This is a genomic window from Brevundimonas nasdae, from assembly GCF_019395145.1.
GTDB classification, from domain to species: domain Bacteria; phylum Pseudomonadota; class Alphaproteobacteria; order Caulobacterales; family Caulobacteraceae; genus Brevundimonas; species Brevundimonas nasdae.
In genome coordinates this window covers 2,874,729-2,888,524 of record NZ_CP080034.1, presented here as the reverse complement: position 1 = coordinate 2,888,524, position 13,796 = coordinate 2,874,729, and the positions used below count along the sequence as shown (strand labels likewise).

General features: G+C 67.0%; 24 protein-coding genes. 7 read left to right on the top strand and 17 right to left on the bottom strand.

Going from position 1 to position 13,796, the window contains the following annotated elements; genetic code table 11:
* Window positions 1–2: 2 nt before the first annotated feature.
* The 7 genes from KWG56_RS14100 to KWG56_RS14075 form a co-directional block, all read right to left on the bottom strand.
* Window positions 3–521, bottom strand: coding sequence for a hypothetical protein (locus KWG56_RS14100; protein WP_219352632.1), 519 nt, complete (start codon window positions 519–521; stop codon window positions 3–5).
* A gap of 151 nt (window positions 522–672) precedes the next feature.
* The gene (locus KWG56_RS14095) at window positions 673–945 is read right to left on the bottom strand and encodes a helix-turn-helix domain-containing protein (protein ID WP_219352631.1); all 273 of its coding nucleotides are present in this window, start codon (window positions 943–945) and stop codon (window positions 673–675) included.
* A 98-nt stretch (window positions 946–1,043) separates the two neighbouring features.
* On the bottom strand, window positions 1,044–1,844 hold the full coding sequence (locus KWG56_RS14090; RefSeq protein WP_219352630.1) for a hypothetical protein: 801 nt from the start codon (window positions 1,842–1,844) through the stop codon (window positions 1,044–1,046).
* A gap of 452 nt (window positions 1,845–2,296) precedes the next feature.
* Window positions 2,297–2,431, bottom strand: a complete 135-nt coding sequence (locus tag KWG56_RS18940; RefSeq protein WP_255488867.1) for a hypothetical protein — start codon at window positions 2,429–2,431, stop codon at window positions 2,297–2,299.
* Window positions 2,428–2,784 (bottom strand): hypothetical protein, encoded by a 357-nt coding sequence (locus tag KWG56_RS14085; protein WP_153923455.1) that lies wholly within the window; start codon window positions 2,782–2,784, stop codon window positions 2,428–2,430. Before KWG56_RS14085 ends, KWG56_RS18940 begins: the two co-directional genes overlap by 4 nt.
* An 82-nt stretch (window positions 2,785–2,866) precedes the next feature.
* Window positions 2,867–3,106, bottom strand: coding sequence for a hypothetical protein (locus tag KWG56_RS14080; RefSeq protein WP_153923454.1), 240 nt, complete (start codon window positions 3,104–3,106; stop codon window positions 2,867–2,869).
* A 73-nt stretch (window positions 3,107–3,179) separates the two neighbouring features.
* Window positions 3,180–3,557, bottom strand: coding sequence for a single-stranded DNA-binding protein (locus KWG56_RS14075; RefSeq protein WP_219352629.1), 378 nt, complete (start codon window positions 3,555–3,557; stop codon window positions 3,180–3,182).
* 858 nt (window positions 3,558–4,415) lie between these two features.
* On the opposite strand from KWG56_RS14075, the gene KWG56_RS14070 reads away from it, so the two are divergent.
* Window positions 4,416–4,625 carry a hypothetical protein gene (locus tag KWG56_RS14070; protein ID WP_219352628.1) on the top strand — a complete coding sequence of 70 codons (210 nt, stop codon included), beginning with the start codon at window positions 4,416–4,418 and terminating at the stop codon, window positions 4,623–4,625.
* 174 nt (window positions 4,626–4,799) lie between these two features.
* Window positions 4,800–5,183 carry a helix-turn-helix transcriptional regulator gene (locus tag KWG56_RS14065; protein WP_153923451.1) on the top strand — a complete coding sequence of 128 codons (384 nt, stop codon included), beginning with the start codon at window positions 4,800–4,802 and terminating at the stop codon, window positions 5,181–5,183.
* On the opposite strand, the gene KWG56_RS14060 is transcribed toward KWG56_RS14065, so the two are convergent.
* A complete protein-coding gene (locus tag KWG56_RS14060; protein WP_153923450.1) occupies window positions 5,180–5,569 on the bottom strand; it encodes a hypothetical protein in 390 nt (129 codons plus the stop codon). The genes KWG56_RS14065 and KWG56_RS14060 overlap by 4 nt on opposite strands.
* Window positions 5,570–5,630: 61 nt before the next feature.
* On the opposite strand from KWG56_RS14060, the gene KWG56_RS14055 reads away from it, so the two are divergent.
* Window positions 5,631–5,861 (top strand): hypothetical protein, encoded by a 231-nt coding sequence (locus KWG56_RS14055; RefSeq protein WP_153923449.1) that lies wholly within the window; start codon window positions 5,631–5,633, stop codon window positions 5,859–5,861.
* A gap of 3 nt (window positions 5,862–5,864) precedes the next feature.
* Window positions 5,865–6,290 (top strand): hypothetical protein, encoded by a 426-nt coding sequence (locus KWG56_RS14050; RefSeq protein ID WP_153923448.1) that lies wholly within the window; start codon window positions 5,865–5,867, stop codon window positions 6,288–6,290.
* On the opposite strand, the gene KWG56_RS14045 is transcribed toward KWG56_RS14050, so the two are convergent.
* The 3 genes from KWG56_RS14045 to KWG56_RS14035 all read right to left on the bottom strand — a co-directional run bounded on the left by KWG56_RS14045 (window position 6,287) and on the right by KWG56_RS14035 (window position 7,412).
* The gene (locus tag KWG56_RS14045) at window positions 6,287–6,505 is read right to left on the bottom strand and encodes a hypothetical protein (RefSeq protein WP_153923447.1); all 219 of its coding nucleotides are present in this window, start codon (window positions 6,503–6,505) and stop codon (window positions 6,287–6,289) included. The two genes, KWG56_RS14050 and KWG56_RS14045, sit on opposite strands and share 4 nt — an antisense overlap.
* Window positions 6,506–6,569: 64 nt before the next feature.
* Entirely contained in the window at window positions 6,570–6,872 is a 303-nt protein-coding gene (locus tag KWG56_RS14040; protein WP_153923446.1) for a DUF5983 family protein, read from the bottom strand.
* Between the two features lie 312 nt (window positions 6,873–7,184).
* On the bottom strand, window positions 7,185–7,412 hold the full coding sequence (locus tag KWG56_RS14035) for a hypothetical protein (protein ID WP_153923445.1): 228 nt from the start codon (window positions 7,410–7,412) through the stop codon (window positions 7,185–7,187).
* Between the two features lie 265 nt (window positions 7,413–7,677).
* Here KWG56_RS14035 and KWG56_RS14030 point away from each other — a divergent pair, with 265 nt between their 5' ends.
* The gene (locus tag KWG56_RS14030; RefSeq protein WP_219352627.1) at window positions 7,678–8,400 is read left to right on the top strand and encodes a restriction endonuclease; all 723 of its coding nucleotides are present in this window, start codon (window positions 7,678–7,680) and stop codon (window positions 8,398–8,400) included.
* A complete protein-coding gene (locus tag KWG56_RS14025) occupies window positions 8,397–8,612 on the top strand; it encodes a hypothetical protein (protein ID WP_153923443.1) in 216 nt (71 codons plus the stop codon). The genes KWG56_RS14030 and KWG56_RS14025 overlap by 4 nt, the downstream gene beginning before the upstream one ends.
* 385 nt (window positions 8,613–8,997) lie before the next feature.
* Here KWG56_RS14025 and KWG56_RS14020 read toward each other — a convergent pair whose 3' ends face one another.
* The 5 genes from KWG56_RS14020 to KWG56_RS14000 form a co-directional block, all read right to left on the bottom strand.
* Entirely contained in the window at window positions 8,998–9,270 is a 273-nt protein-coding gene (locus KWG56_RS14020; protein ID WP_219352626.1) for a zincin-like metallopeptidase domain-containing protein, read from the bottom strand.
* Window positions 9,271–9,600: 330 nt separating this feature from the next.
* A complete protein-coding gene (locus KWG56_RS14015) occupies window positions 9,601–10,950 on the bottom strand; it encodes a dihydrolipoyl dehydrogenase family protein (RefSeq protein WP_016744716.1) in 1,350 nt (449 codons plus the stop codon).
* Window positions 10,932–11,711 (bottom strand): organomercurial lyase, encoded by a 780-nt coding sequence (locus tag KWG56_RS14010; RefSeq protein WP_021224338.1) that lies wholly within the window; start codon window positions 11,709–11,711, stop codon window positions 10,932–10,934. The genes KWG56_RS14015 and KWG56_RS14010 overlap by 19 nt, the downstream gene beginning before the upstream one ends.
* Before the next feature lie 12 nt (window positions 11,712–11,723).
* Entirely contained in the window at window positions 11,724–11,948 is a 225-nt protein-coding gene (locus KWG56_RS14005) for a GDCCVxC domain-containing (seleno)protein (protein WP_021224337.1), read from the bottom strand.
* Window positions 11,941–12,300 carry a hypothetical protein gene (locus KWG56_RS14000; protein WP_021224336.1) on the bottom strand — a complete coding sequence of 120 codons (360 nt, stop codon included), beginning with the start codon at window positions 12,298–12,300 and terminating at the stop codon, window positions 11,941–11,943. The genes KWG56_RS14005 and KWG56_RS14000 overlap by 8 nt, the downstream gene beginning before the upstream one ends.
* Before the next feature lie 74 nt (window positions 12,301–12,374).
* On the opposite strand from KWG56_RS14000, the gene KWG56_RS13995 reads away from it, so the two are divergent.
* Window positions 12,375–12,791, top strand: coding sequence for a MerR family transcriptional regulator (locus tag KWG56_RS13995; protein ID WP_016744720.1), 417 nt, complete (start codon window positions 12,375–12,377; stop codon window positions 12,789–12,791).
* Between the two features lie 3 nt (window positions 12,792–12,794).
* Here the strand turns inward: KWG56_RS13995 and KWG56_RS13990 are convergent, their stop codons facing one another.
* Complete coding sequence (locus tag KWG56_RS13990; RefSeq protein ID WP_030538909.1) at window positions 12,795–13,658, bottom strand: ArdC family protein; 864 nt, start codon at window positions 13,656–13,658, stop codon at window positions 12,795–12,797.
* Window positions 13,659–13,796: the final 138 nt, after the last annotated feature.

Genomic DNA, 13,796 nt, shown 5'->3' with positions numbered 1-13,796 from the left:
GCCTAGTGAAGGCGACGACCGGGCTGCGCCCGGTTGAGGATGCCGAGCTGGTGGCGGGCGCGGGCGACGGCGACATCTTGCTGGTGGATGATCGCATGAAGCACGATCGCCTCATCCAGGAGCGCGAGGGCCTCGGTCATGTCGGTCGTCTCTTCGACCGCCTGCGCTGCGCGGCCGAGAAGATAGGCGGCGCGGGCAAGTTTGCCCGCAATGCCGCCGGCGCCGCGATCGCGCAGATGCTTGGTGAGGAAGGCGCAACGGTCGCTGGCTAGCTTCCGGGCCCGATCATCGAGGGCGAGCGACAGGCCTACGGCCTGGCTCATGGCCGAGCGGAAGCGAATGTCGTTCTGCAGCTTGCGATCGACGGTGTTCGCGACAGGATCGCAACCGCAGGCCTGGGCGACCGACATGATGGAACAGGCGACGAAGCCAATGGCCTCGTCAGGGGACATCGAGGCCACAAGGGCGCTTTGCGCCGAGGTGGCGAACAACCCGGGCAGGGTAGCCTGTGCTGCAGACATGGGAGGCTCCTTTTGAAGCCGCCTCGCTGGCGGCCGGAGCCTGGCGGTAGTGGGCTCACGAAGGCGGCAAGGGCTTCAGAGCGAAGCGTCCCTTGCCGCCGAGTGTGGGCGCCCACGAACGATGGGCCGGGCCGACAGATGCCGAATCCGATCAGTCTGCTGCGGAACCTGCCGTGCGTGCGGCCAGCGCCGTCCGTCCCGTCTCGGTCAGGGCGAAGACCGGGAAGTCCGGACGATGCGGCACGGGGACCTCCGCAAGATAACCCTCATCTGCTAGGCGATGGAGGTGACGCAGGGCCGCCTTGGTGGCCTCGCGCCCTTCAGGGCTGGCCGAAGGGCTGATGCGACAGCGGCCGTCGGCCGCCGCATCCGCGTTGGCCAGCACGCCGTAGTCGTCTGCGGTGAGGGTATGGGTCTGGGACATGAAGGGGCTCGCGATGTATGGCCCCCTCAGATCGCAACAGGGCTGCAGCTGGACAAGGGGACGACGAAGCGGGTCGCGCCTCACGCGACCCGCCCGGGCTAGAAGCTGAAGGCGAACTGCCCGGTCGGCTCCTGGTATTGGGCCGGAGAGGCCGCTTCGCCGGCCTCGGCCCAGGGGAACGCCGCGAGGAAGTCGCGATTACGGTATTGGGGGCCGATGAACTCCCGGCCCTTCTTCTCGGTCAGGATCTGGCTGATCCAGATTCTGGCGGCCTCATCCATGGTCGTCTCGTAAATCGGCCGGCAGCCGCACAGGGACCGATAACCCGTGTTGGAGATGAATGGGCCGGTGGCGGACACGGCGCGGAATTCGACCTGCAGGGACGAAGGCCCGCCCCGGGCGATGACGATCGCCCTGATGCCGGCATGATCGACCAGGAACTCTCCGGACTGGCCCCACAGGGGGACAGCACCCGGAGCGGCGGCAAGGCGTGCCCGCAGGCGGGGTGAAACCGCCTCGTTGCCTGCCTCGCAGGCGAAGAAGGCGCCGCCGTTGAGTTTCCAGACAACCGCATCATAGCGAATGCTGGCGGCCATCATGGCGGCCTCGTCGCCTATGACGACGGCCGCGTGGAAGGCCTCGAACGCTTCGCGCGCCACAGTGTCCAGTCCGGCCTGGTCGGCCGGGAGATCGGGCGCCATGCGCAACACGGCGGCATCGCGGAGATCGATGTACGAAGGCTCCCGCGAGCGACCCCGCTGCGCGGGGACGTCGTCGATGTCGTCATCGTCCCCTGTGAAATCGGTATCGTCGTCGAAATCCTCATCGAGCGCAGCGGTCGCGTCATCGAAGATGACGGCGGGGTCAGGCTGAATGGTTTCGATGGAAACGGCAGTCATGGGATCCTCCAGTGAAGACCGCCCGGGCTGGGCGGTGATGGAGCAATCCGAACGTGAGGTGCCGGCCCGTCACCGAAGCGCCGCCTTCGGCGGCGCGAGGGGAACGGCTTTAGCCGTTGACGGGATAACCGGCGGAGCCCTCACGGTGGGATGGGACAGAACCGCGCGCCCCCTCCCCTTACAGAGACCCCAACGGCGGAAAGCAGGAGAACGCCGTCAGGATCTCTGGAGCGGTCGACGTCGGGGGGGAGTGAGACGACCGCTCTATGCCCGCGAGCGGGCATAGAGCGACCTTAGACGGCACGGACGGCGTCCAGCTAGGCCAAGCGCACAGAAAGCGACCGCGCTTCGCGCGGACGGCCTTCGCAGGCGGCGAGAGCCAGCGCTGAGCGGATAAAACGAAAAAGGCCCCGCCGGGGAACGGCGGGGCCTCGAATGGCGGTGCGAGAAATCTACTCGGCCGGGATGGTCGGCTGCGTGGCCGAGGCCTGAAGACCGGCGACAAAGCCAGCAACAAGCGGCTTCACGAACCAGGCGATGACCGCGCCAGCGGCGAGGCCGACACCGAAGAGACCAACTTCAATCATGGACGATCCTCCTTCTGGGGCGTCTGTGGATTGGGAATATAGCCCAAAAGAGCGTGGGCCGCCACGATCAGCAACATAACGCCGATGCCGCTTGAGATGATCCACGCTGGCGTGACCACGAAGGCCGCGTTCAGCTGGGGCGTGACGAACACCGCCACGGCCAGCGTGAGAGCCGCCGTCTGGCAACCGTTGGCGCCGAGTTTCAGGCGCTCCTCGGTGACCTTGGGATGGTCCGGACGGAAGACGCCGGACGCCAAGGCCAGCCCGCGGCCGATCAGTCGGCCTCCTCGCTGTCCGAAGGTGAACAGGTGGTCCCGCAGTCGGGACAGTCGTCGTCGCAGGCGCATGACCATTCGTCGCTCCATTCCGTGCCGCACGGGCACTCATACGTGTTTCTGAACCAGGGACCAGTGTCCCCCTCGGGCCGCCGGCTGCTCACGGCAGACGCTCCAGCGGCACGATCCACTTCACGCCCGGCAGCTCGACGGCGAAGCCGAGAGCGGGGATCGAGTCCATCGCGTCATAGGCCTCGTCGAAGCTGTCGAACGGACCGTAGAAGCGGGTCTCGATGTTGAGCCGGCCGTGGGGCCGGTGCATCACCGCGAAGGGTCCCGGATGGTCCGGCCGGGGCTGGACCTCGTCCCAGGGTGGGGTGCTTTGGATGCTATCGAACATGTGAGCCTCCAGGCTGCTGTGGTTTCGCAAACCAAAAGGCCCCCCGGTTTCCCGGGGGGCCGCTGCTGGCGGATCAGCCTTCCGAGCCGGGCTCGTCGTCGGCTTGTTCGGTCGGCTTCTTGTCCAGGAAGATGACTTGGTGCTTCGGGCCGCTCAGGTTGATCTTGGCGCGGACCTGCTTGACGCCGTCCTTCTCGTACTCGTCGTAGCGCAGCTGGCCGATGATGTGGACCAGCGAACCCTTGCGCAGGCACTTCTCGATCGCGTTGACCTTGCCTTTGCCGAAGACCTCGACGGTGTGCCAGGTGGTGCGCTCCTTGCGCTCGCCGGCATCGTTCTTCCAGGTTTCGGTCGTGGCCAGCCGGATGTTGCACACGCGGTCGCCGCTGTTCAGGGTGCGGAACTCCGGGTCGTTGCCCAGGCGGCCGATCAGTTCAACTTGGTTCAGCATCGTCGTTTTCCTTCTTTCTCACCGGTCGGGATTTCCCGTCCGGCTCGCGGGCACTGCCGCGATCACGAGACCGTCAGCGACGGGGACAAGGGGACGTCCGAAGGCCGAGACTGGTGGAAACCGGCCTGCACAAGCGCAGCGCGGAAGGCCGAGGCGCGCAGCGCCGTGAGGGTCCGCCAGGCTCGCCCCGCGCAGCGGGGTTGCCTTCGGTAAGAACCCGACCCGTCGTAGGTTAAGAGTGATCCATTGCGGCTACCCGCCCAGCCGGGGGAACCCATCCTTCAGGTGAGCGGAAAACGCGCTGAAGCCTGTTGGACAGGCCGCCCTTGGTCCATCAACGTCCCGATGCTTCCACAATGACGCGCCCCCGAACGCGCCCAACTCCGACGCCCCCAAGACGCCCGGGGACGGGCCCAGAGCCAGACGCCCACCCCCTCCCCGCCTCGGCCTTCAGCAAAGGCATTCGAAGCGACGAAGCCGTCGAAGAGGACAGCGATCCATCGTCGTCACCATGAGCCTATGCCCTGTACGAAGGGCGTCCGACGGGGTCTGTGCTGGTCAATGAGTGGCTGGCCCAGAGATCGGTGATGGGCATCCGCCCCTGAACGGCGAGGATGCGGCCCCGCCGGTTCCCGGTCCGTTCGCTGCGCTCTCTACCCGGATCGAGTGGCCGCTAGTCGCGGCCACAGGCCCCACGCGCGTCGATTACGCATCGTTTCACGGCACCCTGCCCGTCAACGGCTTCGCCGTTCCCCTCCGCGCCGGCAAGAGCCGTCGCTCCGGTGACTGGCCGGGGCCCACCGTGCCCCGAAGGCTTCATCGCCGCCCGTTGGGGGCGGCTTCAATGGAGGCTTCGCCATGCAAACCGTTTCGATCCAAACCGCCAACCGTCACCAGGTCATCGTCGAACAGATGATCGACCAGGCGCAGCAACTGGCCGCAGGCTGGGAGAAGCTGAGCCGGAAACAGAAGCTGCAGGCTTGGGCGGACTGGACCGCTACTCGTCCGAGCGAGCGGGTGTTCCACCAGTTCCACCGGGTGCTGTCGGCCATCGAGAGCGTCCACTAAGGGAGGGGGGTTCGCCCCCCTTTTGCGCAGGGGCCGTCAGTCCGAAGCCCGGGCGGTTTCTGCAGAAGGGCCGGGGCGGAGGGAGTGGGTTCGTCGATCTGCGCCCTCCCCCGTGACAGTGAACCTGTGAGCGAATATGCCAGTGGGGGTTGTGGTAATCCGTTGGAGATTGAGATGAGCGGCAAGGTGGAAGACGAAGGTCCGGACCCCGTGGATGTGCATGTCGGGCTGGCGGTGAAGGCGTATCGGCTCCGCGCCGGGATGAACCAGCAGTCCCTGGGCAAGGCGGTGAAGGTGACCTTCCAGCAGATTCAGAAATACGAGAAAGGCGCGAACAGGATTTCGGCCTCGATGCTGCACCGGATCGCGGGCGTCCTGGACTTCCATCCGGGGGATGTCTTCCCGGTGCACGGTGTAGAGGCGGCAAGCCCCCAGGCGGGCTTCGGCGCCATCAAGGGAAGCCACGAGCTGGCGGAGAGCTTCTCGCGTATGCCGGCGCCGAACCGGGCGTTGCTGCTGAAGGTCGCGAGAGAATTCGAGCGGCCGGACGCGGCCTAGCCGCCATAGGTCTCGCAGATCGTCCGTAGGCGATCGCGTTGCGCCGGGTCGAGGTCGCGCCGGACTGCGCGGCAGGCCCGGCGGAGTCGTCTCCGGCGGCGAGCGAGGCCTTCGCCGCCGCATGTGGTGCCGAGATAGTGGCGGACCTCCTCCCATCCCGTGACGAAGTCATGCGGGAAGCCTTCGGGGATGATCCAGGCCCCGTCGACCGTGCGCCCGTGCGTCACCGTGGGCGACGCCCGCAAGGCGGGCTTTGCCGCGGCGAGCATGAGGCGGCATAGTTCCTCGTGAACAGGCGCTTCTGCAGCACGGCGGGCGCGCCAGCGCAGCGCCGCCCAGCCAGAGGCGGCGATCCCGATACCTGAAGCGGCTATCACGACAAACACGCGGCTCTCCCCCGCCACTGTGAGTTGAACATAAGCCGAGCGGTGTTACTGGAATCGCAACGTGCGCGAGAAGGGCGAAACAAGCGTGGGTAATGAGATGCCGGAATGGTGGATGCCGATGGATCCGGACAAGATCGAACACGTGCGTTCGCTGCTGAGCCCAGCCGCGTTCGTGGAGCGACCGTTCACCTTCGGGATCATCATCCGGCCGACCAATGAGAAGGAGCGGATCGTGCTCGAGATGATGGGCGAGGACCTGGTGCGGGTGTCAGCGGACGTAAGGGGGCGATAGACGATGCGGCAGCGATCGGCGGACGCCCACCTGGTGCCGGTGTTTCTGGAAAATGCGCAGGGCTTCCTGCGCGCCGGCTCCGAAGGGCCTGAGCCGGAGGCGTGGGCCCCGCGCGCGCAGATGCTGTGCTGCGCCATCGAGCTGGCGCTGAAGGCCGCCCTGATTGCAAACGGCTGGACGGACGATCAGAACCGGCGCGAGATCAGGCATGACCTGATGCGTGGTCTGAAGGCGGCGACCGGCGCGGGGCTGAAGGTGCGAAACGACCGGACGCAGGCCGTCGTCGCGGCCCTAAGTCCCCGCTATGCGAGGCACGAACTGGACGACATGGCGAAGGATGCCGGTAGGCCGTCGCTCGTTGACTGCGCGGCCGTCGCCCGCGATCTGCTGGACGACTGCAGGGCGTTCGCGGACGTGGTCGAGGCCTAAGACCTGGTCCGGACCAGAACGGCGGCGGGCATAGCCCGGCGCCGGTCGATGGCGATCCCGGCGGTCATCAGCGCCAGCATGAGGCCGCCGGCGACGATCGCCAGCGGAAGGCCGGAATGAATGACCGGCGTAAAGGCGATCAGGAGGGAGGCGATAAGGCCGATCGCCATGGCGGCGAAGGTCATCGGAAAGAGGGGCGAGGTCATGCGCGTCATGAAGGGCTCCGTTTCAGGATGGTCACACGCGGCCACCGGTCGTGTCCAGCGGCCGCGCGCGTGGTCACCAGTCAAAGACCGGTAGAGCGGCGCCTTCGGGGAGGTGCGGAGCGTCTCGGTCGAACATGACGTAGTCGAAGCCCCAAGCGCGGGCGAACTCGATGACGGCCCAGAGGTCGTTGTGGGTCTCGTCGTCGCGTTCCTGGTGAACGTAGACGATGAAACCGAACTCGGTCGGGCCGGTGTTCGCCCAGCTGATTGCCTTGGCGGTGGCGGCGTCACAGGTCTCCTGGGAGATGTGAGCCGTTGAGACGTCGAGCATCCGGCGGGTGTTGTTGTCGAGGGATTTGGGGTCGAAGTCGGACATGGGGCCTCCAGACAGCACCGGGATCAGTGCGTGACCGAACGCGTAGCGGGTAGGGTCTGAGCCGCACCCGGAGGGCCGGAACGGAGTGGAGGACTGCGCAGCGGTTGGCGGCGACCGGGCCCGGGCCGCTAGCGATCTGGGGTCCGCACCTTCCGGTCTCGAGGAGCAGGGCCGAGGGACAGGCGGTGTCCTGTTCACGACATAGGAACGGAACGAACCGTGAAAGTGGCCCGGTTTACAAACCGAGCCGTGGTTGACAGATCGCAGTTTGGTTGACGAACTCGGCGAAATGCCCAGACGGACGGCGGAGTCCTAGCGCTTGGTATCGTACCGCACGAAGGGCTTTCTGCGTTCCTGGGCGCGTACCAGAAAGCCGTAGGTCGAAGGTCCGACAAGCAAGAGCAAGAGCGCGGCCACCGATACGGGCATAAGGCCGAAGAGCTTCACCGCGAAAACGGCGATGGCGCACATCGCGAATGCGAAAAGCGGCACGGCCAAAGCGACCGTTACGATCTTCAGAGGGGTCGGAAGTCGTTCCAATGTGCTCTCCTTTGGTCTCGGGGAGACTGCACACGGGGTGTAACGCTGTCCAGCATCCCGCGTCAGGGATCGTCACCCGGACGGGACGAAACTCGCCCCTTGGCGAGGTTCGGTGAGGAGCGCAGCGACGAGTAGAGCCCGCCCCCGCCTCGGCGGGGAGACGCCCGAATTTAACCCTCGCCGTTAAAGACTTCGCCGGAAAATCGTGGCAAAACAGTCGGGCTGTCAGTCCGATCCCTGCATCCCCAACCCCAGGATGCAGGACATGAGTGAAAACGCGGCTCTCGAAGCCACTAAAAACATCGACATCGCCGGTGCCCTTTGGACCGCGATGCAACCCGCCCTGCCCTATCTGGCGGGGTTTTTCCTGTTCGCGATCTTCATCGGTTTCTTGCAACGACCGAAACAGACGAAGGCGCAAAAACAGCACGCCTACAACGAGCGCCGTTCCTGGGACGACCTGAAGCTCATCCGCTCGATGGCGCCGCTGGAAAACCCGGGGCGCGTCTTCGGCTACCTGCGCAAGGTGTGCCCCTACCGGTTCGAGGACATGATCCTCTCGGAGTTGGCCCGGCGCGGCATCAACATCATCCGGGGAACCTCCTACTCCGGGGACGGCGGAATCGACGGCCAGTTCACGCTGAACGGCGAACGCTGGCTCATCCAGGCCAAGCGTTACAAGGCCTACATCAAGGAAGATCACGTCTGGGCCTTCGACGCCGTCTGCCAAAGGCGCAAGGCGCGAGGGCTGTTCGTCCATACGGGACGGACGCCCGAGCGACTGCGCCAGATGCAACGCCAGTGCGGCGACGTCCGGATCATCAGCGGCGAGGAGCTGCTGAAGTTCTTCGCCGGGCATAGCGTCAGTCTGACCCTCGCGCCGGCGTCGCCGGTCTCGCCCGTCGAAGCCGGAAAACCTCAAATCGCGCGCGCCTCTGTCCCCCCTCCCTCCAAGGGGCGCGCAGCGATCGAAGGGGCGGTGCTGTGAGCGCCGCCCCGAGATCGCCCGCGCAGCTGGCCGCCGAGCGCGGCCATGACTGTCGCGGAGACTTCTTCTCGACGGGTGTGGATCTAGATCTCGCCCATGCTGCAGACGCCGATCTGGACGGGACGTTCGAGGCGACGTGCATGGACACCGGCGAGGTCCTGCAGGTGAACGGCTGGCTCTTCGTGAGAGAGGAGCAAGTCAGTGGGCGTTGAGGACAGAGAGTGGTTCCGGGAGGCCCGGGCCGAGCGTTTGCGGAAGGCGTTCGGCGATGCGACCCCGCGTCAGATGCGTCATAAAGGGCGACGCCGGGTGATCGATAGGCAAATCCTCGCGGGCGTTGCCATTCTGCTCTCGGCTGGAGCAACTCTCGCGCTCGGCGCCAAGAATTGGTGGCGCACGATCGACTTCGGGTTGGCCGATGTGCCGGCGGTCGTCGAGCTAGGGCCACAGGAGGCCTGGAGGAGATCGTCGAGCCCATCGATGTCGTGTCGGGTATGGGGCAGACGCTCTCCTTGCGGAAAACGCCGACAGGAAACACGCCGACGGAGGGCCGCCGGCGTGCCGCCTTTTGAACACGAAGAGGGTAGGGAAAGGCCGTCACGCGGCCTCTGCGAGATCCTCCGTGACAGGGGCGACCGCGCGTCCAGCGATGGCCAGAAGGTAATCGGTTGCGGCCTGGGCCTGGGACGCGGCGCGAAGAATGGCGCGGCTGTCGGTGCGCAGGACCTTCAGCCAGTGGTCGAGGTAGGCCGCATGGTCCTCGATGTGGTCGGGCCGCAAGCCGAGGTGGGCGCCGAGGAAGGCGCTTCCAAGCTCGGCGACATATCCTGACAGTCCAGCCCAAAATGGCGGTTGGAAGGTGAAAACCATCGGTTGCCTCCAGCACTGCCCAAAAGCCCCATGGCCTCCCCCGAGGCGGGGGTGGGCGGCGAGAGCGACCGGAGAGGCCTGCTGAAGCGGCGGGCTGCACCCGCAGGGGCGAAATGAAATGGAGCAGCCCGGCGAAGCCGAGGCTTGCAGCGCGCCGCGGCGGGCCTAGCAGGGAGCGCCGACCACTCCCGCATCGAGGGAGAGGCCAAAAAATCGGAGCCGCCGCGCAAGCGGCGTCCGCTTAATGGCGGGCGACAGCCCGCATCGACATGCATCGCGAAGCGGCCGATCGCGCGAGGGATCGGCCGCCATGGCAGTGGCGCTCGTGCGTTAAGTCAGCATGTAGCCGACGTCGGAGGCGCCGGTCGGATAGGCGAACATGGTGGAGCGAAGATCGGCCGCGGTGAGGCCGTGGCGGATTGCCAGACCGAAAACGTTGATTACCTCGTCGGCGTTCGGCCCCACGAGATGCGCGCCGAGGATGAGGTCCGTGTCCTCGTCGATCAGCAGCTTATGGCCGTAGACCGGCTCGGCGAGGCGGCGGGCGGTGAACCAGTCTGGCGTCGAGGCTGCGTTGACCCGGAGCGCGACGCCGCCGCGGCGCGCCGCCTCCTCTGACAGTCCGACGGCGGCGATCGGCGGCAGAGTGAAGGCCACGCTCGGCACGCCGCGATAGTCCGGCTGGTGCGTCGGGCCATCCAGGAGGTTGGCGGCAACTACCTTGGCATCGTGGCTGGACACCGGCGTCAGCCGCGGCCCGACTCCGGCAGCGTCGCCGGCGGCATAGACCCGCGGGTTGGAAATGCTCCGCAGATGCGCGTCGAGCTGCAGGCGCCCGTCCTGCACCGCCACCTCGCCGGCGGACAGGTCGAGCGCCTTGAGGTCAGGACCGCGCCCGGCGGCATGAACGACGAGATCGGCGGCGACGCTGAGATCAGGCTCGCCCTGGCGCTCGGCGTGGACCAGCAGACCGCTCCCGCTGCGCTCGACCCGGGTAACGGTGGCACCGGTCTCGACGCGGATGCCGAGCGCCTCGAACCGGGGCGTCAGCCAGCCCACCAGGTCGGGATCGAAGTGCGGCAGGAGCCGCTCGGCCCGCTGTAGGATGGTGACCTCTGCGCCCGCTCGGGCCGCCAGATGCGAGAACTCCGCAGCGACATAGCCGCCGCCGATCAGCACGATCCGGCGCGGCAGGGCCTGAAGCTCCAGGAACGCATCGCTTGTGCTCACCAGATCTTCGCCCGGAATGCCGAGCGGGACTGGACGCGCGCCGCTGGCGATCAGGATATGGCGGGCCCGCAATGTCCGGCCTTCCACCACGATCGTGTCTGGGCCGGCAAAGCGAGCAACACCGTGTAATGCGTCGACACCGAGCTCGGCGTAGCGGTGCGCCTGCTTGGCGGGGATCGGATCGGTGAAGGTCCGCTTGAACGCCATCAGGTCGGGCCAGTCGATCGCCAGCGTGCCGTCGACGCCATGTCTGGCCATGCGCCTTGCCGCGTCGATCGCTTCCTCGCCGCTGACCAGCATCCTCTTGGGATCGCAGCCACGCAGCGCACAGGTGCCGCCGAACGGACGGTGATCGATGACGGCGACGGACCATCCAGCGGCACGGACCCGGCCGACCGCGACCTGCGCTGCCGTGCCACTGCCGATGACGATCAGGTCGTAGGAAGCCATGGTCGCATCTCCATCCGCATCGGCGCAAAAATCGCGCGCCCAACCTCGAGCGCTTCGGCCAGGCACAGACGAATGCCGTCATCGGCTCCGACCGGACCGCTCGCGCACCAGGCCGCCAGATGATCGTCATCGCAGAAGAAGGCCTGCAAGGTGCAGAGCGACGATGCCGCGCAGCCACTGGCATAGCGACGGCCGGACCAGACGACGATCGCGCCCGGCTCAACCTCTTCCAGCTCGCGGCCGCGGCTGGGGGTATGGATGGCGAGCGTGCGCCGGCACTGGCGGCAGGCCGAGCGGATCATGCAGTCCCGCTCCAGCATGGCGCCGATCCCCAACGCGTCGATGGCGCACATGGCGCTCATGGTCACTCCGCTGACTTCGACTTGATGTTCGCTGGGGCCGTCGGTGAACGGATAGGCGCCGGTCACCCGGCCCGCGCCGTCGAGGACCACGAGATCGCGCCCGGCGAGCCGCTGCAGGGCCGAGCCGACCTCGCCGGAGGGGAGTCCCGATGCGGCGGCGATCTGTGCCGGCACCGGCGAGCGACCATCGGCAGCATAGGCTTGAAGCACGGCGCGCCGGACCCGCTCCTCGACGCCGTCCATCCCGCGCCACTTCGAACCGATGAACGCCGCGAACAGTGCCGTCAGGGCTGCGCGGGCGCTGGGTGTTGTGACTGCGCTCCAGTCCGGGACAACGGCACCGCCGGGAAATGTAACCGTCGATCCAAAGGCGGCTTCAGCGGATGATGCGCGCGCCATCGCCCGCCCTCCTCAGCCGCAGCACGCCTTGCCGCCGCTCTCCTGGATCGGCGGACAGGGCACGTCGCCGTAGGAGCAATAGACGCAGCAATCGCCCGGCTTGGGCTTGAGGACCGCGCCGCAACCCCGGCAGTCGTAGAAATACTGGCAGGCATTGGTCGGCATGGTCTCCGTCGCCCGATGACCGCAGTGGGGACAGGTCAGCGTCGAGCGCAGCTCGGGGGTGGCATCAGACATAGCGATAGCCTGCCCAGAGCAGGGCCGCACCGAGCAGCAATCCGATGAGCGTGAGAACACGCATCCAGCGCGGCGTGCATATGCCGCCCGGCCCACAGCGCGCCGCCGTAACTTGCTGGCGCAACAGCAGCGCCGCGCCGGCAAGCAGGCACAATGCGCCAATGAGGAGAAGCGGCGTGCGATACGGCGCGGCGACAATGGCCACGCCGCCGAGCCAAGCTGCGCCGATCCCGGCGGATGCGAAGAGGATCGGCAGCGCACAGCAGGCGGCGACGCCGAACGCCGCAGCGATCCCCGCCAGCGTGAGCGTGGCGGTGCCGATCCCCTTAGGCGGGCTTGGCGTCTGGGTCACGGGCGACTCCTTGTGGCGGGCATTGAGCTGTCCTAACATCTGTAGCGACTACAGACTCAAGAGGTATTTTGGGGATGGCCGCAACCGGCGCGATCCAGATCGGCGAACTCTCACGCCGCACCGGATGCAACATCGAGACGATCCGCTATTACGAGCGGATCGGGCTGCTGCCCGCTCCGCCGCGGCGGGGCCGCTACCGCAGCTATGGCCGGGAGGACGTGGCTCGCCTGGGCTTCGTGCGCCGCGCGAGGGAGCTGGGCTTTACCCTGGACGAGGTACGCGCCTTGCTCGGACTCGCGGTTGGCGGTCAGGCCTCCTGCGCCGAGGTGCGCGAGCTCGCGGCGTCGCACCTGAAGGACGTACGCGCGCGGATCGCGGACCTCAAGCGGATGGAACGGGTTCTGGCCGACTCGGTGCGCGCCTGCGATGCCGGTCGGGATCCGGGCTGTCCGCTGCTCGACACACTTGGCGCCGAAGTGCGGGTCGCGTGAGCATTACGGCTGTCGGGCGTGCATCCAGTCGGCTGCCGCCTGCGCCTTGCTCGCCGCGGTGAAGATCGCCCGAGGCTCGTCCTTGAGCAGTTGCAGCCAGGAGGCGATGTAGGCCGCATGATCGGGTCGCGGTTCGTGCGCGATCCCAAGATCGGCGAGCAGGAACGATGCGGTCAGTTCGGCGGTCGCTTCCTCCATGGCGAGCGCGTGCCTGGTCCACTTGGCGCTGAAATCCCGGTCAAGCCGATGGGCTGCGCCACTGGCATGAGCCGCTTCGTGAATGTGGGTGGCGTAGAAGCCGTGGGCATCGTGGAAGGCGCTGAAATCCGGCATGTGAATGCGGTCTTCGGCGATATGATAATAGGCGCTGGCCGAGCCGTAGACAGTATCGATGCCGAGCGCGGCGATGAAGGCTTCGGCGGCGGCGAGGCGTTCGCTCTCAGGCAGGTCCGGCGCCGGTTCGGGCGCGTAGCCATCGACCTGATCGGCGTTGAACAGGCTGAACGCCTTGGCGAAAAGCCGTCGATGGTCGTCATCGCCGCCGGCGTCGTCACCCTTCGCGCGAAACTCCTTCCAGAGGACGCCGAGGCTGGCGTGCTCGCCCTTGCGGACCTGCGCGCCGAGCGCCTGCCACTGGCGATAGGTGCCCCAGACCCCGCTCGCGTAGCCGCTGCCATAGGCGGCCGCCCAGAGCGAGATCGTATTTATGCCGCGATAGGGCTTGCCGCTGGCGACGTTGGTCGGGCGGGTGACGTCGGCGCCAAAATGATGCCACGGCATGCGCCAGGTGCCGGTGCCGGCTTCGATGGCGTCGACGATCGCTTGCGTGACGCGAGCGTAGACGTCTGAGCGTGGTGAGGCTGACATGATATGTTCTCCGTTCTCGCGCCGGGGACCATCCCCGGCGGCGGAGGCCCGTTCGCGCCGGGCACAGGGGGGCTCGCGCACCCGTCAGGGCCGCAGCGAAGCGAAGGACGGCGAAGCCGTTGCGCGGGCGCGCCGACC